This is a genomic window from Streptomyces sp. WAC 06738, from assembly GCF_003945505.1.
Classification (GTDB): Bacteria; Actinomycetota; Actinomycetes; order Streptomycetales; family Streptomycetaceae; genus Streptomyces.
Window position 1 is genome coordinate 239,471 of the sequence record NZ_CP029618.1, and the last position, 19,858, is coordinate 259,328.

A 19,858-nucleotide genomic window follows, 5' to 3' on the forward strand; every position below is an offset into this window, starting at 1 on the left:
GCGTCAGAGCGTGCCGGGGTCGGTGTTGGCGCCGCAGAGCACGACGGCCACCCGCTCGCCCGCCCGCGGCTTGTACGCGCCCGTGGTCAGCGCCGCGAGCGCCGTACCCGCGGCGTGCTCGACGACGAGCCGGTGCTCGTCCCACAGCCGCCGCCGGGCCGCCGCGATGTCGGCGTCCGCGACGAGCACCGAGGTGCTGCCGGGACGCCGCGCCCAGGCCAGCGCGTCGCCCGACACGCGGGAGGCGCCCAGGGAGTCCGCGGCGATCGAGTCGACCGGGACGTCCACCACCTCCCCGGCCGCGAGCGCCGCGCTGAGCGCGCGGCAGTTCTCCGGCTCGACGGCGACGACGCCGATCCCCTGCCGCGCGGCGGCCGCCGCCACGCCCGCGTACAGCCCGCCGCCCCCGACCGCGACGACGACGGTGTCGACCCCGCCGGGCACCGCCGCGGCGATCTCCGGCAGCAGCGTCCCGGCTCCCGCGGAGATCAGCGGGTGGTCGTAGGCGTGCGAGACGAGCGCGCCGGTCTCGGCGGCCATCGCGCGCGACGCGGCCAGCGCCTCGCCGTACGTACGGCCGGTCAGCCGTACGTCGGCGCCGAGGCCGCGCAACCGCTCGACCTTGAACTCCGGTGCGGTGGCGGGCAGGAAGACGTGTGCGGGGACGCCGTGCCGGGCGGCGGCCCAGGCGCAGGCCAGGCCGGCGTTGCCACCGGAGGCGATGAGCACGCCGGCGTCCGGCATGGTGCCGGCGGCGGCATGGGCGGCGGTGAAGTTCAGCGCGCCGCGCGCCTTGAAGGAGCCGGTGTGCTGGAGGAACTCGAGGGCGAACCACACCTCGGCGTCCGGTGCCACCCCGGCGCCCGCGGGCGCGACGGCGACCGGGCGGACCCCTCCCGCGATGCGCTGGGCGGCGGCGTGGACGTCTTCGTGGCTGACGGGCTGGTCGGTCATGCCTCCAGGGTGGACCAGCGGCGTGCGCGACGGCGGCCCTGGGCCGTGTGCGTCAGGCCACAGAGGCTGGCCGCCAGGGCAGGGCGATCCACACCGTCTTGCCGCCGTCGTCCGTCGGCGTCACGGACAGCCGGCCGCCGGACTCGGCGACGAGGCAGCGGACGATGACCATGCCGCGCCCGTTGTCCTGCTGGACGGCGGCCGGCAGCCGGCGCGGCCGGCGGGGGTGGCTGTCGCTGACGCCGACGCGCAACTGCTGGCGCACGAGCACCATCCGCACGGTGAAGGTCGGCGACTGCCCGCGGGTGTGCTGGACGGCGTTGGTGGCCAGTTCGGAGACGACGAGCCGGACGGTGTCGGTCGCATCCGTGCCTTCCGGGAGGCCCCATTTCCCGAGAATGTCAGTGACATATTTACGCGCCTGCGTGACAGAAGCAGCCTCACTCGGCAGCGTGACGGATGCTTCCTGCTGGTCTGCCATTGCGACGCCGTCCCTTTCGCACGCGTGTGCCGGACTCCGACGCGTGCCCGGTGAAGTCGAGGACCGCTTCAGGTTGTTGTTCGCGCCACGGTGCCATCGATCGTGCCCGGAGCGCGAGCCCGCCACCAAGTTATGCATATATCTGTCGCTCGAAGCGGTGAACTCTGCCGCAAGAGACAGTATTTGGGCGGCAGACTGGCCAGTTGTCACGCGTTCGGCCGAGCGGCCGGGAGGGGCGTCATGCGCAATGAGCCGGCGGTACGCCGGGCCAAGCTGGGCGCGGAGCTGCGCAGGCTGCGCGGCAGTGCGGGACTGACCAGCGGGAAGGCGGCGGAGCTGGTCGGCTGGCACCAGTCGAAGATCAGCCGGATTGAGACGGGCAGGTCGGCGGCCAAGGCCGCGGACGTCGCCCGGCTGCTCGACGCCTACGGCGTCACCGAGCCCGAGCTGCGCACGCTGCTGGAGACCCTGGCCACGGCGCCGCACGCGGGCCGGGAGGACCGCTGGTGGAGCGAGTACCGCGAGCTGCTGCCGGCCGCGTACCGGGACTTCATCAGCCTGGAGGCGGAGGCGACCACGGTGCGCACCCTGGAGACGTCGGTGGTCCCGGGGCTGCTCCAGACGCGGCGGTACGCGCTGGCGGTGACCCGGGCGGCCGTCGCGGGCGCGGCGCCGCGGGAGGTCGAATCGCTGGTGGAGGTGCGGATAGCCCGGCAGGCGGTGCTGCGCGAGACGCGCCCGCCGCATCTGCACGCGGTGCTCGACGAGGCGGTGCTGCGGCGGCACGTGGGCGGTCCCGGGGTGATGGCGGAGCAGTTGCACCACTTGGTGCGGATGGGGGCGCTTCCGCACGTACGCGTCCAGATCCTGCCCTTTTCCGCCGGCGAGCACGTGGGCCTCACCGGACCTTTCGTTATCTTCTCTTATTCGCGCAGTTCTGATCTCGACGTGGTCGTTGTCGACCATTTGATGAGTAGCCTTCACCTCGAAAGGAAAGAAGACTTACGGGCGTATGAGACGGCCTTTGCTTCGCTGCAGGCAAGCGCCCTTTCGCACGAGGAGTCCCTGTCGTTCATAGCCGCGCTCGGCGCGGGCGCAAAGGAGGCACCATGACCTCAATGCCTCGGTACGTCTCCTGCAGTACGGCACTCGACGGCCTCCGCTGGCGGCGCAGTTCGCACAGTACGGGGGCGAACAACTGCGTCGAGGCCGCCTATCCCGTGGGGCCGGAATCCGCCGGGCTGCTCGCCGTGCGGGACTCCACCCATGTGGAGGGCCCTGCGCTGCTGTTCCGGGCCGAGGCGTGGCAGGCGTTCGTCGCGGCGGTCAAGGACGGCGAGTTCACCGGGGGCGCGCGGGCCGCGCACGCCTAGGGCGCGGGCGCGGTGCGTACGACCGTCCCGATCGCGGTGTCCACCTGCTCCTCCGTGAGGTCCGCGCGGGCGGTCAGGCGCAGCCGCGAGATGCCGTCGGGGACCGACGGGGGGCGGAAGCAGCCGACCGCCACCCCCGCCTCGCGGCACGCCGCCGCCCATGCCACGGCCGCCTCCGGCGCCGGGGCCCGTGCCGACACCACCGCCGCGTCCGGGCGTACGGCCGTCAGCCCGGCGGCCGTCAGCCCGCCGTGGAGCGCCGCCGCCACCCGCCGGGCCGCCTCGGCCCGCTCCGGCTCGCGGCGGAGCAGGCGCAGCGCTGCTTGGGCGGCGCCCGCGGCGGCGGGGGCGAGGCCGGTGTCGAAGATGAACGTGCGGGCGGTGTTGACCAGATGCTCGATCACCCGCGCGGGACCCAGCACCGCGCCGCCCTGGCTGCCCAGCGCCTTGGAGAGCGTGACGGTGGCGACGACGTCGGCCGCGCCCGCCAGCCCCGCCGCGTGCAGCGAGCCGCGGCCGCCGGGCCCGAGGACGCCGAACCCGTGGGCGTCGTCCACCAGCAGCCCCGCCCCGTACGCGCGGCAGGTCGCCGCGAGCGCGGCCAGGTCCGCGGCGTCGCCGTCGACGGAGAAGACCCCGTCGGAGACCGCCAGTGCGCGCCCGTCGAAGCCGTCGAGCGCCTTGGCCACCGCTTCGGCGTCGGCGTGCGGGACGACGGCGACGTCGGCCCGGGAGAGCCGGCAGCCGTCGATCAGAGAGGCGTGGTTGCCCGCGTCCGAGACCACCAGGGTGCCGCGGTCACTCAAAGCGGTGACGGCCGCAAGGTTTGCCCCGTACCCGGAGGAGAAGACGAGCGCGGCCTCGAAGCCGCAGAAGTCGGCGAGTTCGGCCTCCAGCTCGGCGTGCAGCGCGGTGCTGCCGCTGACGAGCCGGGAGCCGGTGGAGCCCGCGCCCCAGCGGCGCGCCGAGGCTGCCGCGGCGGCGGTGACCTCGGGGTGGCGGGCGAGGCCGAGGTAGTCGTTGCCGCACAGGTCGAGCAGCGGGGCGTCGTGCGCGCGGGGGCGCAGGGTGCGTACGAGACCGGCGCGCCGCCGCTCCTCGGCCTGCGCGTCGATCCAGTCGAAGGCGTGACGGGGCATGCGGTTCCTCGGCTCGGCGGGCTGTTTGTGCACCGTAGTGCGCGCGGGGGCGCGTGGCGGTGTGGCGATGAGCACAGAAGACCAGAGTGGCTGTTGTGCGGTGCCCCATTGGCCCGGGCCGGTGCGGTGGGCGAGGATCGGCGCCATGGACCTGCTTTCGACGCTGGTGGACAAGGGGCTGCGGCGCGAGGCGCCCACCCGTGACGAGGCCCTGGCCGTGCTGCGCACCCCGGACGAGGACGTGCTCGACGTCGTCGCGGCGGCCGGGAAGGTGCGCCGGGCGTTCTTCGGCCGCCGGGTGAAGCTCAACTACCTGGTCAACCTCAAGTCGGGGCTGTGCCCCGAGGACTGCTCGTACTGCTCGCAGCGGCTGGGTTCCGAGGCGGGGATCCTCAAGTACACGTGGCTGAAGGCCGGCCAGGCGGCCGAGGCCGCTGCCGCGGGGGTGGCGGGCGGGGCCAAGCGGGTCTGCCTCGTCGCCAGCGGGCGCGGGCCCACGGACCGGGACGTCGACCGGGTCTCGGAGACCATCGCCGCCATCAAGGAGCAGAACGGGGACGTGGAGGTCTGCGCCTGCCTCGGGCTGCTCTCCGACGGCCAGGCGGAGCGGCTGAAGGCGGCGGGGGCGGACGCGTACAACCACAACCTCAACACCTCGGAGGCGACGTACGCGGACATCTGCACCACGCACGGCTACGAGGACCGGGTGCGGACCGTGCAGCAGGCGCAGGCGGCCGGCATGTCTGCCTGCTCGGGGCTGATCGCGGGGATGGGCGAGAGCGACGAGGACCTGGTGGACGTGGTCTTCGCGCTGCGCGCGCTGGACCCGGACTCGGTGCCGGTGAACTTCCTGATCCCGTTCGAGGGCACGCCGCTGGCCGGGGAGTGGGATCTCACCCCGCAGCGCTGTCTGAAGATCCTCGCCATGGTGCGGTTCGTCTGCCCGGACGTGGAGGTGCGGCTGGCGGGCGGCCGGGAGATCCACCTGCGGACGCTCCAGCCGCTGGCGCTGCACCTGGCCAACTCGGTGTTCCTGGGCGACTACCTGACCAGCGAGGGGCAGGCGGGCAAGGCCGACCTGGAGATGATCGCGGACGCCGGGTTCGAGGTGGAGGACGCGGGAACCACCACGCTGCCGCCGCACCGGGCGGCGGACGGACCGGCTCCGGAGGCCGGGCCCGCCGGCGGCCCCGCGGCCGCGGACGAGCCGCCGCGGGAGGCGCGTACGGACCTCGTGGCCGTACGCCGCCGCGGGGCCGGCACGGAACTGCCGCCCAATGCCTGAGCCGTTGCCGCCGCGGCGGCTGCTCGACCTCGACCGCGAGCACGTCTGGCACCCCTACGGGCCCATGCCGGGGCGGCAGGAGCCGCTGGTCGTCGACTCCGCCGAGGGCGTACGCCTGCGGCTGGCACAGCCCGCCTGGGGCGTGGAGGAGCTGGTCGACGGGATGTCGTCGTGGTGGTCCGCCATCCACGGCTACCGCCACCCGGCGCTCGACGCCGCCGCCCGCGGGCAGTTGGAGCGGATGAGCCACGTGATGTTCGGCGGGCTCACCCACGAGCCTGCGGTGCGGCTCGCGGCGCGGCTGGTGGAGGTGACGCCGGAGCCGCTGGAGCACGTGTTCCTCAGCGACTCGGGCTCCGTGTCGGTCGAGGTCGCGGTGAAGATGTGCCTGCAGTACTGGCGTTCGCGCGGGCTGCCGGGCAAGCGCAGGCTGATGACCTGGCGCGGCGGCTACCACGGTGACACCTGGCAGCCGATGTCAGTCTGCGACCCGGACGGCGGCATGCACGAGTTGTGGTCCGGCGTGCTGCCGCGGCAGTTGTTCGCCGGAGTGCCGCCCGCGGGCTTCGACGCTCCGGTGGACGGTGCGTACGAGCGCGAGCTGCGGGACCTCGTCGCGCGGCACGCCGACGAGCTGGCCGCGGTGATCGTGGAGCCGGTCGTGCAGGGCGCGGGCGGGATGCGCTTCACCGCGCCCGGCTATCTGCGGGTGCTGCGCGAGGCGTGCGACGAACACGGCGTGCTGCTGGTGTTCGACGAGATCGCCACCGGCTTCGGCCGCACCGGCGCGTTCTTCGCCGCCGACCACGCGGGCGTCACCCCGGACGTGATGTGCGTCGGCAAGGCGCTGACCGGCGGCTATCTGTCGATGGCCGCCACGCTGTGCACCCCCGCGATCGCCGAGGGCATCTCGCGGGGCGAGGTTCCGGTGCTCGCCCACGGGCCGACGTTCATGGGCAACCCGCTGGCCTCCGCCGTCGCCCTGGCCTCGCTCGGCCTGCTCGCCGACGGCGGCTGGCGGCAGGACGTCAAGCGCATCGAGAGCGGGCTGCGGGAGGGCCTGGCAGAGGCGGCGGAGCTGCCGGGGGTCCGGGACGTACGGGTGCTGGGCGCCATCGGCGTCGTCCAACTGGACCACGACGTGGACATGGCCGCCGCCACCCGGGCCGCGGTCGGGGCGGGGGTGTGGCTGCGCCCGTTCCGGGATCTGATCTACACCATGCCGCCGTACGTGACAGGGGACGCCGACCTCGCCCGGATCTGCGCCGCCGTGCGCGCCGCGGCGGCGGCCGGCTGACGGGCGGGGGCGACGCGATGGGCAGCGTGCTCGTGGTCACCGGCACCTCGACCGGCGTGGGCAAGACGATCGTCACCGCCGCCGTGGCCGCCGCGGCGCTGGCACGGGGCCGCTCGGTGGCCGTGCTCAAGCCGGCCCAGACCGGCGTGGCGGAAGGCGAGCCCGGGGACGCCGACGAGGCGGCGCGTCTCGTCCCGGGCATACGGGCCGTGGAGCTGGCCCGCTTCCCCGAGCCGCTGGCCCCGGCGACGGCCGCCCGGCGCGCGGGGCTGCCGCCGCTGACGGCGGCGGACGCGGCGGGGATGGTGGAGAAGCTGGGGCACGACCACGACCTGGTGCTCGTGGAGGGCGCGGGCGGGCTGCTGGTGCGGCTGGACGACGCGGGCGGCACGCTGGCGGAGGTGGCACGGCTGGTGGCGGCGCCGGTGCTGGTCGTGGCCGCCGCCGGGCTCGGCACGCTGAACGCCACCGAGCTGACCACGGAGGCGCTGCGCCGCCGCGGTCTCGCGTGCCCGGGCGCGGTGATCGGCAGTTGGCCGGCGGCGCCGGACCTGGCGGCCCGGTGCAACCTGGCGGACCTGCCGGCCACGGCGCGGGTGCCGCTGCTCGGCGCGGTGCCCGAGGGCGCCGGCGCGTACGGCCCGGAGACCTTCCGCGCCGCCGCCCCGGGGTGGCTGGCGCCCGCGCTCGGCGGGCACTGGGACGCGGACGGCTTCCGCGCCCGGCAGGCCCCGGGCGGGTCCGGGAGGGGACAATCGCACTGACCCCCACGTCAGGAGGCCTGCATGCCCTCACCGACGCGCGCGGCGCAGGACGCCGTGCACCACCCGTACTTCGCGCGCTTCTACGCCCGCCTCAGCGTCGCCGCCGAGCAGCACGGCGGGGTCGCCGAGCTGCGCAGGGAAGTGCTGACCGGCCTCTCCGGCCGGGTCGTCGAGATCGGCGCGGGCAACGGGCTGAACTTCGCGCACTACCCGCCCGCCGTCTCCGAGGTGGTCGCGATCGAGCCGGAGCGGCACCTGCGCCGGCTCGCCGCCGAGGCGGCGCTGCGCGCGGACGTACGGGTGGACGTGCTGCCGGGGACGGCGGAGGAGCTGCCGGTCGAGAGCGGGTCGTGCGACGCCGCCGTCGCCTCGCTGGTACTCTGCTCGGTCGCGGACGTGCCGCGGTCGCTCGGCGAACTGCGCCGGGTGCTGCGTCCCGGCGGCGAGCTGCGGTTCTACGAGCACGGACGGGCCGGCGGACGGGTGATGCGGGCGGTGCAGCGGGCGGCGGACCGCACCGTGTGGCCGCTGCTGCTCGGCGGCTGCCACTCCGGCCGCGACGTGCTCGGCGAGCTGACCGCCGCCGGGTTCACGCTGGGCCCGTACCGGCGGGTGCGGATGCCGGAGAAGGGGCCGCCGACCCCGGCCTCGTACCACGTCCTGGGCACTGCGCTCCGCGGCTGACGGCGGCTGCGCCGGACACAGGAGAAGGCGGTCCTCCCGCGGGAGTAGTGGGTTGTCCACAGGTGCCACCCGGGAGGGATGCGCGGGATTCCGCGGCGGCTTAGTCTCGCTGGCAGGCGGCGCGGATCCGATCGATCGCGCAGCCTCGCAGCACGTCCCCGCCGCGCACCCACGGCGTACGGCGGGAAGACAGGAACGCGCACCCGGCGCCCGGCTCACAGCCCGATGGGGGAAGGCATTGTCCACACCGGCGGCACTCGACAGACGCGAAGCGGAACGGCCCGCCGGGGTCGCGGCCCGCGCCGGCGGGCTGACGAAGACGTACGGCAGCGGCGAGACGGCGGTCGTGGCGCTGGACGCGGTGGACGTGGAGATCCACCGTGCCCGCTTCACCGCGGTCATGGGCCCGTCCGGCTCCGGCAAGTCCACGCTGATGCACTGCCTCGCCGGGCTCGACACGGTGACCTCCGGGCGGATCTGGCTGGGCGACGAGGAGATCACGGGCCTGGGCGAGCGGGAGCTGACGCGGCTGCGCCGCGACCGGATCGGCTTCATGTTCCAGTCGTTCAACCTGCTGCCCACGCTGAACGCCCTGGAGAACATCACGCTGCCGATGGACATCGCGGGCCGCAAGCCCGACCCCGGGTGGCTGGACCGGGTGATCGACACGCTCGGCCTGCGCGACCGGCTCGACCACCGGCCCTCGCAGCTCTCCGGCGGCCAGCAGCAGCGGGTGGCGTGCGCGCGGGCGCTGGCCTCCCGGCCCGAGCTGATCTTCGCCGACGAGCCGACCGGCAACCTCGACTCGCGCTCCGGCTTCGAGGTGCTGGGCTTCCTGCGGGAGGCGGTGGACCGGCTCGCGCAGACCGTGGTGATGGTGACCCACGACCCGGGCGCCGCCGCCCACTCCGACCTGGTGCTCTTCCTGGCCGACGGCCGGATCGTGGACGAGATGCCGCAGCCGACGTCCGAGGCGGTACTGGAGCGCATGAAGCGCTTCGACGGCATCAGGAAGAGCTGAGGCGGGCGTGCTCAAGGCGACTCTGCGCAGCTTCTTCGCGCACAAGGGGCGGCTGCTGCTGTCGGCGCTGGCCGTGCTGCTGTCGGTGGCGTTCGTCTCCGGCAGCCTCATCTTCTCCGACACCGTCAGCCGCACGTTCGACCGGCTCTTCGCCTCCACCGCCGCCGACGTCGCGGTCTCGCCGAAGGAGGCGTTCGAGCAGAACCGCGGGTTCGGCTCCGGGCTGGTGCCGACGCTGCCCGCGTCGGTCGCCGACGAGGTGGCGAAGGTGCCGGGGGTGCAGGCCGTCCACCTCGACGTCGAGGTGGAGAACCTCACCGTCACCGACGCGGAGAACGAGCCGATCGGCCGGACCACGGGCCCCCCGACGATCGCCACCAACTGGTACGTGAGCGATCGCAGCCCGGTGGAGCTGTCGGACGGCCGCGAGCCGGCCGGAGCCGGCGAGGCGCTGCTCGACAAGGACACCGCCGACCGCAAGAACATCGGGATCGGCGACACGCTCAACGTGCTCGCGCAGCCCGGCAGGTTCGAGGTCGAGGTCGTCGGCATCGCGAAGTTCACCACCACCAACCCGGGCGCCACGGTGGTCTATCTCGACACGGCGGCCGCCCAGCGCCAGTTGCTCGACAACCCGGAACTGCGGGACGGGGAGGCCGCGGGCCCGGCGCTGGCCACGTCGGTCTCCGTGGACGCGGCGCCGGGGGTGTCGGACGCCGCGCTGAAGAAGCGCGTCAAGGCGGCGCTCGACGGGAACTACGCCGTGCAGACCGCCGACGAGCAGGCGAAGTCGGCGGCGGAGGAACTGGGCACGTTCCTCGACATCATCAAGTACGTGATGCTCGGCTTCGCCGGGATCGCCGTGCTGGTCGGCATCTTCCTGATCGTCAACACGTTCTCGATGCTCATCGCGCAGCGCACCCGGGAGCTCGGGCTCATGCGTGCGCTGGGCGCCGACCGGCGGCAGGTCCGCCGCTCGGTGCTCACCGAGGCGCTGCTGCTCGGTCTTGCGGGCTCCACGCTCGGGCTGCTCAGCGGCATCGGCCTGGCCGTCGGGCTCATCGAGACGATGGGCCTGCTGGGGATGAACCTGGACGCGGCGGAGATGGTCGTGAGCTGGGTCACGCCGGTCTTCGCGTACGCGGTGGGCGTGGGCGTCACGTTCGTCGCAGCGTATCTGCCGGCGCGGCGTGCGGCGCGGGTCTCCCCCATGGCGGCGCTCGCCGACCTGGAGATCGCCGAGGTCGGCCGGCCGATGCGGGTGCGGGCGGCGCTCGGCTCCGTGCTCGGGGCCGCCGGGGCGCTGTCGTTCTACCTCTGCGCCACGGCGGACCGGACCCGGGACTCCGCGGTGTGGCTGGTGGGCGGCGTGGTGCTGACGATGCTCGCCGTGGTCGCGGCCGGGCCGCTGCTGGTGCGGCCGGTGATCCGGGTGGTGGGCGGCTGGTTCCCGCGGATCTTCGGCTCCGTCGGCGCGCTCAGCCAGCGCAACGCGCTGCGCAACCCGCGCCGCACCGGCGCCACGGCCGTGGCGCTGATGGTGGGCCTGGCCCTGGTCGGCGGCATGTCCGTGGCCGCCGCGTCGATGACGAAGTCCTTCGACGAGGAGATCGACCGGACCCTGGGCGCCGACTTCCTCGTGCAGAGCGACAGCTTCGGCCCGTTCCCTCGCGAGGTCACCGAGCGGGTCGAGGAGGCCGACGGCGTGGGCCTCGTCGTGCGCCAGCGGTTCGCGCCGATGCGGGTGACGCTCCCGAACGGCGAGAAGACCAGCACCAGCGCCGGCGCCTTCGACAAGGAGCTGGACCAGGTCAGCCGGCTGGAGTACGCGCAGGGGAGCACCGGTGACGCGCTCGCGCCGGGGCACGTGGGCCTGCAGCGGCAGTTCGCCCGCGACCACGGCATACGCATGGGCAGCACGCTCCGGGTCGAGTTCCCCAACGGCAAGGAGGCGGAGCTGACGGTCGGGGCGCTCACCAAACAGGAGACGAGCGGCGGGTTCGGCGCGGCGGGCGGCTTCTTCCTCGGCATGGAGACGCTGGAGAAGTACCTGCCCGGCGGGCAGGAGGCCGTGGTCTTCGTCAACGCCGCGAGCGGCACCGACGTCGACAAGCTGCGCGCGTCGCTGGAGAGCGGGCTCGAAGCCTTCCCGCAGGTGAAGGTGCGCGACCAGGCGGACTTCAAGGAGCTGATCCGGGAGCAGATCATCGTGCTGCTCTATCTGGTCTTCGCGCTGCTGGGGCTGGCGATCGTCATCGCGGTGCTGGGCGTGGTGAACACGCTGGCGCTGTCGGTGGTGGAGCGGACCCGGGAGATAGGCATGCTGCGGGCCATCGGGCTCTCCAGACGCCAGACGCGCCGGATGATCCGGCTGGAGTCCGTCGTGATCGCCGTGTTCGGCGCGCTGCTCGGCCTGGTGCTGGGGCTGGCGTGGGGCGCCGGGGTGCACGAGGTGCTGGCGCTGGAGGGCATGCGCGCCTTCGCGATCGACTGGACGGTGCAGCTCGCCGTGGTGATCGGCTCGGTGCTGGTCGGCCTGCTGGCCGCGCTGCTGCCGGCGCTGCGCGCCTCCCGGCTCAACGTGCTGGCGGCCATCGCCCACGAGTGACCGCCGTCCGGTCCGGGCGTGCCCGTACGGACCGGGCGGGCCGGGCGGCCGCGCGCCGCCCGGCCGGACGGCCCGTCAGGGACCGGCCCACCGGCGGCCGCGGCCCGGCCGTGTGCCGAATACGGTCGACGCGGGCGGGCACCCGGTGATGGGATGCCGGGCATGGACGATCTCCACATCCGGGCCGCGGAGCCCGCGGACGTGCCGGCGGTGCTCGCGTTCTGGAAGACGGCGGCGGAGGGCACGTCCGTCAGCGACGACGAGGCGGGCGTCGCCGGGCTGCTGGAGCGCGACCCGGGCGCGCTGCTGCTGGCAGAGCGCGGCGGAGAGCTGGCGGGCACCGTCATCGCCGGGTTCGACGGCTGGCGCTGCCATCTGTACCGGCTCGCCGTGCACCCCGGCCACCGGCGCCGCGGCGTCGGCACGGCGCTGCTGGCCGCGGCGGAGCAGCGGTTCGCCGCCTTCGGCGGCCGGCGCGCGGACGCGATGGTGCTGAACCGCAACGAGCGGGCGCACCATGCCTGGCACGCCGGGGGCTACGTCCGCCAGGAGCAGTGGAGCCGCTGGGTGAAGCCGCTGGCCGCCGGCTGACCACGGTCGCCGCGCGCCCCCCGCGACCCTGCGTGATCATGAGACGGAGGTGACCCGATGACCGAGGTGCTGCTGCTGGTCCTGGCCCTGGCGCTCTGCCTGGCCTGCGGCCTGTTCGTGGCCGCCGAGTTCTCGCTGACGACCGTGGAGCGAGCCGAGCTGGAGCGGGCCGTGGACCGCGGCGAGCGCGGCGCGGCCGGTGCGCTCCAGGCCGTACGCGGCCTCACGTTCCAGCTCTCGGGCGCACAGCTCGGCATCACCGTCACCAACCTCGTCGTCGGCATGCTCGCCGAGCCGTCCGTCGCCGCGCTGCTCCACAGCCCGCTGCGCGCGGCGGGCGTACCGGACTCGGCCACCTCCAGCGTCGCGATCGTGCTGGGCACGGCGCTCTCGACCGTCGTGCTGATGGTCGTCGGCGAACTCGTGCCCAAGAACTGGGCCATCTCCCGCCCGCTGGCCATGGCCAAGCGCGTCGCGCCCTTCCAGCGCACGTTCAGCGGCGTCTTCCGCCCCTTCATCCGCCATCTGAACAACACCGCCAACCGGGTGCTGCGGCTGATGGGCCTGGAGCCGGCCGAGGAGCTGGCCTCTGCCCGCAGCCCGCAGGAACTCGCGGCGCTGGCCCGGCACTCGGCGAAGAAGGGCTCGCTGGAGGCCGACACCGCCGAGCTGTTCGTCCGTACGCTGGGGCTCGCGGAACTGACCGCGGAGAACGTGATGACGCCCCGGATGCAGGTCGTCGCGCTGGAGGACGACGCCACCGCCGGGGACGTCGTCGACGCCTCCCGCGCCACCGGTCTGTCCCGCTTCCCCGTCTACCGCGGCAACCTGGACACCGTCCTGGGCTACGTGCACGTCAAGGACGTCCTCGGCGTCCCCGCCGACCGCCGCGCCCAGCACCCGCTGACCCGGCTGCTGCGCGAGCCGGTGCTGGTGCCCGAGACGCTGCCCGTCGACCATCTGATGGACCGGCTGACGGAGAAGCGCACGATGGCGGTGGTGATCGACGAGTACGGCGGCACCGCCGGCGTGGTCACCATGGAGGACGTCGTGGAGGAGGTCATCGGCCAGGTGCGGGACGAGCACGACCCGCTGGAGACGCCCGACCTGCTGCCCAGTGGCGCGGGCCCGGACGGCCGGATGCTCTTCGACGCCGACGGCGGGGTGCGCCCCGACCAGCTCGCGGAGATCGGACTGCGGGTGCCCGAGGGCCCGTACGAGACGCTGGCCGGGCTGGTCGCGACCGAGCTGGGCCGCATCCCCGTCGACGGGGACGCGCTGGAGGTGGGGGGCTGGCGGCTGGACGTCGTGGACGCGGCCGGGCGCCGCGCCGCGCGCGTGCTGCTGCACGCCCCGCCACCGGGCGCCGAGCCGGACGACGACGGAGACGAAGGCACCGGCGCGGGCGGTAGGGGCAGCGGCGGCCGTCCGGCCGCTGGCAGGGGGGAGCCCGGATGACCGTCGTCCAGTTGATCATCGGCCTGCTGACGCTGGTGCTCAACGCCTTCTTCGTCGGCGCGGAGTTCGCGCTCATCTCCGTGCGGCGCAGCCAGATCGAGCCGTACGCCCAGGAGGGCGACCGCCGTGCGCGCCGCGTGATCTGGGGTCTCGAGCACGTCTCCACGCTCATGGCGGCGGCCCAGCTCGGCATCACCCTGTGCACGCTGGTCCTCGGCGTCGTCGCCGAACCGGCCATCGCCCATCTGCTGGAGCCGGTCTTCAACGCGGTGGGGGTGCCGCACGGGCTGGTGCACCCGATCTCCTTCGCGATCGCGCTGGCCGTGGCGACGTACCTGCACATGCTGCTCGGCGAGATGGTGCCGAAGAACGTGGCGCTGGCCGACCCGGTGCGCTCCGCGCTGCTGCTCGGCCCGCCGCTGGTCGCCCTCACCCGCGCGCTGCGCCCCGTCGTCTTCACCGTCAACGCCTTCGCCAACGCGCTGCTCCGGCTGCTGCGCGTGCAGACCCGCGACGAGGTCGCCGCGTCGTTCTCCGACGCCGACCTGGCCCGCATGGTGGCGGACTCCGCGGAGGCCGCGCTGCTCGACGACCGCTCCGCCGAGCGGCTGCGCGACACCCTGGAGCTGGGCCGCCGCCCCGTGGGCGACGTGGTGGTGCCCACCGGGCACGTGGTCACCGCGCCCGTCGGCGTCACCCCGGAGGCGCTGGAGGCGCTCTCCGTCGCCTCCGGCTTCTCCCGCTTCCCGGTGGTCGACGACAGCGGCCGGATCCTCGGCTACCTCCACGTCAAGGACGCCCTCGGCACCGCCGACCGCGAGGCGCCGTTCCCGCGTACGGCGATGCGCCGCATCGCCCGGGTGCGGGCGAGCGCGCCGCTGGACGACGTGCTGACCGCCATGCGCCGCAGCCGCACCCACCTGGCCGCGGTGACCGGGGAGGAAGGCCGGGTGACGGGGCTGGTGACCATGGAGGACGTGCTCCGCGAGCTGGTCGGCCGGGAGTCGTGACCCGCGGTACGGGCACCGGCGGCGACGCCCGCGGCGGCGAGTAGGATCGGCGGACGTGAACGCGCGCTACACCAGTTTCGTCGCGGTCGGCGACTCCTTCACCGAGGGCATGTCCGACCTGCGGCCCGACGGCTCCTACCGCGGCTGGGCGGACCTCCTCGCGGCCCGCTTCGTGGCGGCGCAGCCCGGCTTCCGGTACGCGAACCTGGCCGTCCGCGGCAAGCTCATCCGGCAGATCCTCGACGAGCAGGTCGACCGGGCCGCCGCCATGGAGGCCGACGTCATCACCCTCGTCGGCGGCCTCAACGACGCCATCAGGCCGCGCTGCGACATGGACCGGGTGTGCGGCGTGCTGGAAGAGGCGGTGGCGAAGCTGGCGCCGAGCTGCAAGCAGCTCGTGCTCATGCGTAGCCCGGGGCGCGACGGCCGGGTGCTGGAGCGGGTCAGGCCGCGGATGGAGCAGCTTTTCGCGCACGTCGACGACCTCGCCGCACGGCACGGCGCGCTGGTCGTCGACCTGTACGGCGCCCACGTGCTGCGCGACGTACGGCTGTGGGACGAGGACCGGCTGCACCTGACGCCCGAGGGCCACCGCCGGGTCGGCGAGGCCGTCTGGCAGACGCTCGGCGGCACCCCCGCGTACGACTGGACGGGCCCGCTGCCGCCCCCTGCGCCGCGGCCGCCGTGGTTCACCCGCCGCACCGCGGACGCCCGCTTCGCCCGTACGCACCTGCTGCCGTGGGTGCACCGCCGGCTCACCGGCCGCTCCTCCGGCGACGGCCGCGCGCCGAAGCGCCCGGAGCTGCTGCCGTACGACGCCTGACACCGGCACCGGCACCGGCCGCCGTCCGCACCCCGCCCGGCAGGCCCGTAGAATCTCCCCACGTGAACAAGCCGCGCATCCCCAACGTCCTGGCCGCCCGCTACGCCTCCGCGGAGCTGGCCGCCCTCTGGTCCCCCGAGCACAAGGTCGTCCTGGAGCGGCAGCTCTGGCTCGCCGTGCTGCGCGCCCAGCGGGAGCTGGGGATCGAGGTGCCGGAGGGCGCGGTCGCCGACTACGAGCGGGTGCTGGAGGACGTCGACCTCGCCTCGATCGCCGAGCGCGAGAAGGTCACGCGGCACGATGTGAAGGCCCGTATCGAGGAGTTCAACGCCCTCGCCGGGCACGAGCAGATCCACAAGGGCATGACCTCCCGCGACCTCACGGAGAACGTGGAGCAGCTCCAGGTGCGGCAGTCCCTGGAGCTGGTACGCGACCGCGCGGTCGCCGTGCTGGCGCGGCTGGGCAGGCTGGCCGGCGAGCACGCCGGGCTGGTCATGGCCGGCCGCTCGCACAACGTCGCCGCGCAGGCCACCACGCTGGGCAAGCGGTTCGCCACCGCCGCCGACGAACTGCTGACCGCGTACGGCCGGGTGGAGGACCTGCTCGCGCGCTATCCGCTGCGCGGCATCAAGGGCCCCGTCGGCACCGCGCAGGACATGCTCGACCTCCTCGGCGGCGGCACCGAGGGCGCCGCGAAGCTGGCGGAGCTGGAGCGCCGGGTTGCCGGCCACCTGGGCTTCGCCCGCGCCTTCACCTCCGTCGGCCAGGTCTACCCGCGCTCGCTGGACTACGACGTGGTCGCGGCGCTGGTGCAGGTCGCCGCCGCGCCGTCGTCGCTGGCGAAGACGATCCGGCTGATGGCCGGGCACGAGCTGGTCACCGAGGGCTTCAAGCCGGGCCAGGTCGGCTCGTCCGCGATGCCGCACAAGATGAACACCCGCTCCTGCGAGCGCGTGAACGGCCTCATGGTCATCCTGCGCGGGTACGCCTCGATGACCGCGGAGCTGGCCGGCGACACCTGGAACGAGGGCGACGTGTCCTGCTCGGTGGTGCGCCGCGTGGCGCTGCCGGACGCGTTCTTCGCGCTCGACGGGCTGCTGGAGACGTTCCTGACGGTGCTGGACGAGTTCGGCGCCTTCCCCGCGGTGATCGCCCGCGAGCTGGACCGCTATCTGCCGTTTCTGGCCACCACCAAGGTGCTGATGGCGGCGGTACGGGCCGGGGTCGGCCGGGAGGAGGCGCACGAGGTCGTCAAGGAGCACGCGGTCGCCGCGGCCCTGGCGATGCGCGAGCGCGGCGCCGAGCGCAACGAACTCCTCGACCGGCTCGCCGCCGACGCCCGCATCCCGCTGGACCGGGACCGGCTGGAGGCGCTGATGGCCGACCGGCTGTCGTTCACGGGCGCGGCCGAGGAGCAGGTGGCGGCGGTGGCGGCGCGGGTCGAGGAGGTCGTCAAGCGGCATCCGGAGGCGGCGGGGTACGCGCCCGGGGGGATCCTGTGACGCCGCCCGCCCCGGCCCCGTAGCCGACCGCGGCGCTACGCGTCCCGCCGCCGCAGCGTCCACCAGCCGGCCAGCACCGCCGCCCCCGCCCAGAGCGCCGTGACGGCCAGCCCGGCGAGCGGCTGGAGGCCGCCCGGCGGGTCGGCGAAGAGCACCTGCTGCCCGGCCCGGTCCGGCAGGTAGTCCGCGACTCCCGCCGACGAACCGACGCCGAGCACCATCGACACCACCAGCACGAACGGGATCAGGATGCCCAGCACCGCGATGCCGCTCCGGAGCACGGCGGCGAGCCCCGCGGCGAGCAGCGCCATGAGCGTGAGGTAGACGGCGCCGCCCACGACGCCGAGCAGCGCGCCGTCGTCGCCGGGGCCCAGGGCCCGGTCGCCGAGCGCGGCGCCGCCGATGAAGAACGACAGCAGCGTCGTGGGCAGCGCGACGGCGAACGTGAGCCCCCCGACGTGCGCGAGCTTGGCCGCGTAGAGCAGCCCGCGCCGCGGCACGGCGGCCAGCGTGGCGCGGATCAGCCCGCTCTGGTACTCGGACGACACGGCGAGCGTGCCGAAGGCGATCGCGGCGATCTGCCCCGGGCCCACCCCGGTGAGGACGGAGAACAGCGGGTCGAAGTCGCCGTCGACGGTCTCCGCGCCGCCGAGGGCGGCGCTGGCGAGGATGCCGAAGCCGGCGGTGACGAGTAGCACGCACGCCAGCGACCACACGGTGCCGCGCAGCGTCGTGATCTTGATCCACTCGGCGCGGAGCACGGCGGTGGCAGTCATCGTTCAGACCTCCCGGGTCTCGCTGGTGAACTCCGCCGCGCCGGCGGTGAGCCGGAGGTACGCCTCCTCCAGGCCGCCGGAGCTGCCCTCGACGAACTCCGCGAGCGGCGCGTCGGCGAGGAGCCGGCCGCGGCCGAGCACCACGAGGTGGTCGGCGAACGCGGCGGTCTCCCCCATCAGATGGCTGGAGACGAGCACGGTGCGGCCCTCGTCGGCGAGCCTGCGCAGCAGCCGCCGGATCCACACGATGCCCTCGGGATCGAGCCCGTTCGACGGCTCGTCCAGCAGCAGCACGGGCGGGTCGCCGAGGAGCGCGCCGGCGATGCCGAGCCGCTGGCGCATGCCGAGCGAGTACGTCCGTACCCGGCGGCCCGCGGCCGACTCGATCCCGGTCAGCCGCAGCACCTCGTCGACGCGGGCGTCCGGCAGGCCGTTGCTCGCGGCCAGCGCGCGCAGGTGGGCGCGGCCGGTGCGGGAGCCGTGGGCTGCCTGCGCGTCGAGCAGGGCGCCGACGTGCCGGAGCGGTTCGGCCAGCTCCGGGTACGGCCGGCCGCCGACGGTGGCGGTGCCGGAGGTGGCCCGGTCCAGGCCGAGGACGAGACGCATGGCGGTGGACTTGCCGGCGCCGTTGGGGCCGAGGAAGCCGGTGACCCGGCCGGGCCGGACGGTGAAGGTCACGGCGTCGAGCGCGCGGACGTCCCCGTAGTCCTTGGTCAGTTCGCGGACCTCGATGGCTGTTGCTGCTGTCATACGGGCCACGCTGCCGGTCGGGACGGCGCCGGGGCCTCCCCCGCGCGCGGGTCGCCCCTCCCCCGCGCGGGGGAGCCGCGGGGCGGAGGCCGCTGGCACGATGGTCGGCGTGCCACCTTCTCCCCGACACCTCCTGCGCCCGCTGCGGCCGGTGCTGCGGGCGGTGACGTACACGCGCTGGCTGCACCTGTTCATCGCCGCGACGCTGGCGCTGCTGGGCGCCTTCGTGTGGGGCGTGGAGGACGTGCCGACGGTGGTCAGCTACGCCGTCCTCGCCCTCGGCCCGGTGCCGCTGCTCGCCGTCGCGGCGACCATCCCCGCCACCCGGCTCCTGGAGACGATGCAGGCCCGGCTCCTGCTGTACCCGGGTCCGCACGGCACGGAGGCGCAGCCGGACCCGGGGCTCGCACGCACGCCGGCCGTCTCGTGGGCCGACCGGGGCCGGGTGTTCGTCTGGCTGGTGCTGCGGATGTGGGTGGGGCTGCTGGCCGCCGTGGTGGGCGTCCAGGGCATCTTCCTGACCGTCGCACTGACCTCCGCGCACCACTGGTCCTCGTTCGACGAGGAGGTCCTGCCGCTGCCGGGCGAGTGGCACGGGTCGTACCCGCTGCTCATCGCGGTCGTGGTGCCGGCCCTGCTGGCGGCCGGCTGGGGGTTCGGCGTGCTGATCGCGGCGCTGGCGCCCCGGCTGCTCGGGCCCTCGGCCGCCGAGCGGCTGGCCGCGCTGGAGGAGCGCACCGAACGGCTGCTGGAGCACAACCGGCTCGCCCGCGAACTGCACGACACCATCGGGCACGCGCTGACCGTCGCCGTGGTGCAGGCCGGGGCCGCGCGGGAGGCGGGGTCGCCGGAGTTCACGGAGCGGGCGCTGGGCGCGATCGAGGACACCGGCCGGGAGGCGCTGGAGGACCTGGAGCGGGTGCTGCGGCTGCTGCGGCAGGAGGGTGCGCCGCCGTCCCGGCGGCCCGGGCTGGCCGAGGCGGAGCGGCTGGTGGCCTCCGCGCGCGGCGCGGGGGCGGAGATCAGCGCGGAGATCGAGGGGCCGCTGGAGTCGGTGCCGGGGCCGGTGTCGCGGGAGGGCTACCGCATCGTGCAGGAGTGCCTGACGAACGTGCTGCGGCACGCGGGCCCGGTGCCGGTCAGGGTCCGTATCGCGGCCTCGGCGGGCGGTCTCGAACTGCACGTACGCAACCGGCTGTCCGCCGCGGCGGCGCCTCCCGGGCCGGGCGGCAGCGGTCTGCGCGGGATCCGCGAACGGGCCGCGCTGCTCGGCGGCGAGGCGGTCGCGGGCCCGTCCGACGGCGAGTGGCGGGTGCGGGTCACCCTGCCGATACGCTGACGC

Annotated in this window: 19 protein-coding genes; 14 read left to right on the forward strand and 5 right to left on the reverse strand. The window is 74.7% G+C overall.

Annotated features, from left to right (window positions below; all coding sequences use genetic code 11):
* Nucleotides 1-3: 3 nt before the first annotated feature.
* The gene (locus tag DMB38_RS00820; RefSeq protein ID WP_125933495.1) at nucleotides 4-954 is read right to left on the reverse strand and encodes a serine/threonine dehydratase; all 951 of its coding nucleotides are present in this window, start codon (nucleotides 952-954) and stop codon (nucleotides 4-6) included.
* A 52-nt stretch (nucleotides 955-1,006) separates the two neighbouring features.
* Entirely contained in the window at nucleotides 1,007-1,435 is a 429-nt protein-coding gene (locus DMB38_RS00825) for an ATP-binding protein (RefSeq protein ID WP_125933496.1), read from the reverse strand.
* Nucleotides 1,436-1,675: 240 nt separating this feature from the next.
* Here DMB38_RS00825 and DMB38_RS00830 point away from each other — a divergent pair, with 240 nt between their 5' ends.
* Together DMB38_RS00830 and DMB38_RS00835 are read left to right on the forward strand one after the other, a co-directional pair.
* Complete coding sequence (locus tag DMB38_RS00830; protein ID WP_125933497.1) at nucleotides 1,676-2,548, forward strand: helix-turn-helix transcriptional regulator; 873 nt, start codon at nucleotides 1,676-1,678, stop codon at nucleotides 2,546-2,548.
* Nucleotides 2,545-2,808 carry a DUF397 domain-containing protein gene (locus DMB38_RS00835; RefSeq protein ID WP_125933498.1) on the forward strand — a complete coding sequence of 88 codons (264 nt, stop codon included), beginning with the start codon at nucleotides 2,545-2,547 and terminating at the stop codon, nucleotides 2,806-2,808. Before DMB38_RS00830 ends, DMB38_RS00835 begins: the two co-directional genes overlap by 4 nt.
* Here the strand turns inward: DMB38_RS00835 and DMB38_RS00840 are convergent.
* Complete coding sequence (locus DMB38_RS00840; protein WP_125933499.1) at nucleotides 2,805-3,947, reverse strand: 8-amino-7-oxononanoate synthase; 1,143 nt, start codon at nucleotides 3,945-3,947, stop codon at nucleotides 2,805-2,807. The genes DMB38_RS00835 and DMB38_RS00840 overlap by 4 nt on opposite strands.
* Before the next feature lie 145 nt (nucleotides 3,948-4,092).
* Here DMB38_RS00840 and bioB point away from each other — a divergent pair, with 145 nt between their 5' ends.
* From bioB to purB, 11 genes are all read left to right on the forward strand, one after another.
* Complete coding sequence (gene bioB / locus DMB38_RS00845; protein WP_125933500.1) at nucleotides 4,093-5,232, forward strand: biotin synthase BioB; 1,140 nt, start codon at nucleotides 4,093-4,095, stop codon at nucleotides 5,230-5,232.
* Nucleotides 5,225-6,529 (forward strand): adenosylmethionine--8-amino-7-oxononanoate transaminase, encoded by a 1,305-nt coding sequence (locus tag DMB38_RS00850; RefSeq protein WP_125933501.1) that lies wholly within the window; start codon nucleotides 5,225-5,227, stop codon nucleotides 6,527-6,529. The genes bioB and DMB38_RS00850 overlap by 8 nt, the downstream gene beginning before the upstream one ends.
* Nucleotides 6,530-6,546: 17 nt before the next feature.
* Entirely contained in the window at nucleotides 6,547-7,293 is a 747-nt protein-coding gene (bioD, locus tag DMB38_RS00855) for a dethiobiotin synthase (protein WP_125933502.1), read from the forward strand.
* Nucleotides 7,294-7,314: 21 nt separating this feature from the next.
* Complete coding sequence (locus tag DMB38_RS00860) at nucleotides 7,315-7,977, forward strand: class I SAM-dependent methyltransferase (protein ID WP_125933503.1); 663 nt, start codon at nucleotides 7,315-7,317, stop codon at nucleotides 7,975-7,977.
* A gap of 238 nt (nucleotides 7,978-8,215) precedes the next feature.
* Nucleotides 8,216-8,998 carry an ABC transporter ATP-binding protein gene (locus DMB38_RS00865; RefSeq protein ID WP_125933504.1) on the forward strand — a complete coding sequence of 261 codons (783 nt, stop codon included), beginning with the start codon at nucleotides 8,216-8,218 and terminating at the stop codon, nucleotides 8,996-8,998.
* Between the two features lie 7 nt (nucleotides 8,999-9,005).
* Nucleotides 9,006-11,606, forward strand: coding sequence for an ABC transporter permease (locus DMB38_RS00870; RefSeq protein ID WP_125933505.1), 2,601 nt, complete (start codon nucleotides 9,006-9,008; stop codon nucleotides 11,604-11,606).
* A 162-nt stretch (nucleotides 11,607-11,768) separates the two neighbouring features.
* Nucleotides 11,769-12,197, forward strand: coding sequence for a GNAT family N-acetyltransferase (locus DMB38_RS00875; protein WP_173534812.1), 429 nt, complete (start codon nucleotides 11,769-11,771; stop codon nucleotides 12,195-12,197).
* A 57-nt stretch (nucleotides 12,198-12,254) separates the two neighbouring features.
* A complete protein-coding gene (locus tag DMB38_RS00880; protein ID WP_125933506.1) occupies nucleotides 12,255-13,655 on the forward strand; it encodes a hemolysin family protein in 1,401 nt (466 codons plus the stop codon).
* Nucleotides 13,652-14,665, forward strand: a complete 1,014-nt coding sequence (locus DMB38_RS00885; RefSeq protein WP_125933507.1) for a hemolysin family protein — start codon at nucleotides 13,652-13,654, stop codon at nucleotides 14,663-14,665. Before DMB38_RS00880 ends, DMB38_RS00885 begins: the two co-directional genes overlap by 4 nt.
* A gap of 55 nt (nucleotides 14,666-14,720) precedes the next feature.
* Nucleotides 14,721-15,488: an SGNH/GDSL hydrolase family protein gene (locus DMB38_RS00890; protein ID WP_125933508.1), complete on the forward strand. Its 768-nt coding sequence runs from the start codon at nucleotides 14,721-14,723 to the stop codon at nucleotides 15,486-15,488.
* Between the two features lie 62 nt (nucleotides 15,489-15,550).
* Nucleotides 15,551-16,990 (forward strand): adenylosuccinate lyase, encoded by a 1,440-nt coding sequence (gene purB / locus DMB38_RS00895; RefSeq protein ID WP_125933509.1) that lies wholly within the window; start codon nucleotides 15,551-15,553, stop codon nucleotides 16,988-16,990.
* Nucleotides 16,991-17,025: 35 nt separating this feature from the next.
* Here purB and DMB38_RS00900 read toward each other — a convergent pair whose 3' ends face one another.
* A complete protein-coding gene (locus DMB38_RS00900; protein WP_125933510.1) occupies nucleotides 17,026-17,766 on the reverse strand; it encodes an ABC transporter permease in 741 nt (246 codons plus the stop codon).
* Between the two features lie 3 nt (nucleotides 17,767-17,769).
* Nucleotides 17,770-18,516 (reverse strand): ATP-binding cassette domain-containing protein, encoded by a 747-nt coding sequence (locus DMB38_RS00905; RefSeq protein WP_125933511.1) that lies wholly within the window; start codon nucleotides 18,514-18,516, stop codon nucleotides 17,770-17,772.
* A 109-nt stretch (nucleotides 18,517-18,625) separates the two neighbouring features.
* Here DMB38_RS00905 and DMB38_RS00910 point away from each other — a divergent pair, with 109 nt between their 5' ends.
* A complete protein-coding gene (locus DMB38_RS00910; RefSeq protein ID WP_240661885.1) occupies nucleotides 18,626-19,855 on the forward strand; it encodes a histidine kinase in 1,230 nt (409 codons plus the stop codon).
* Nucleotides 19,856-19,858: the final 3 nt, after the last annotated feature.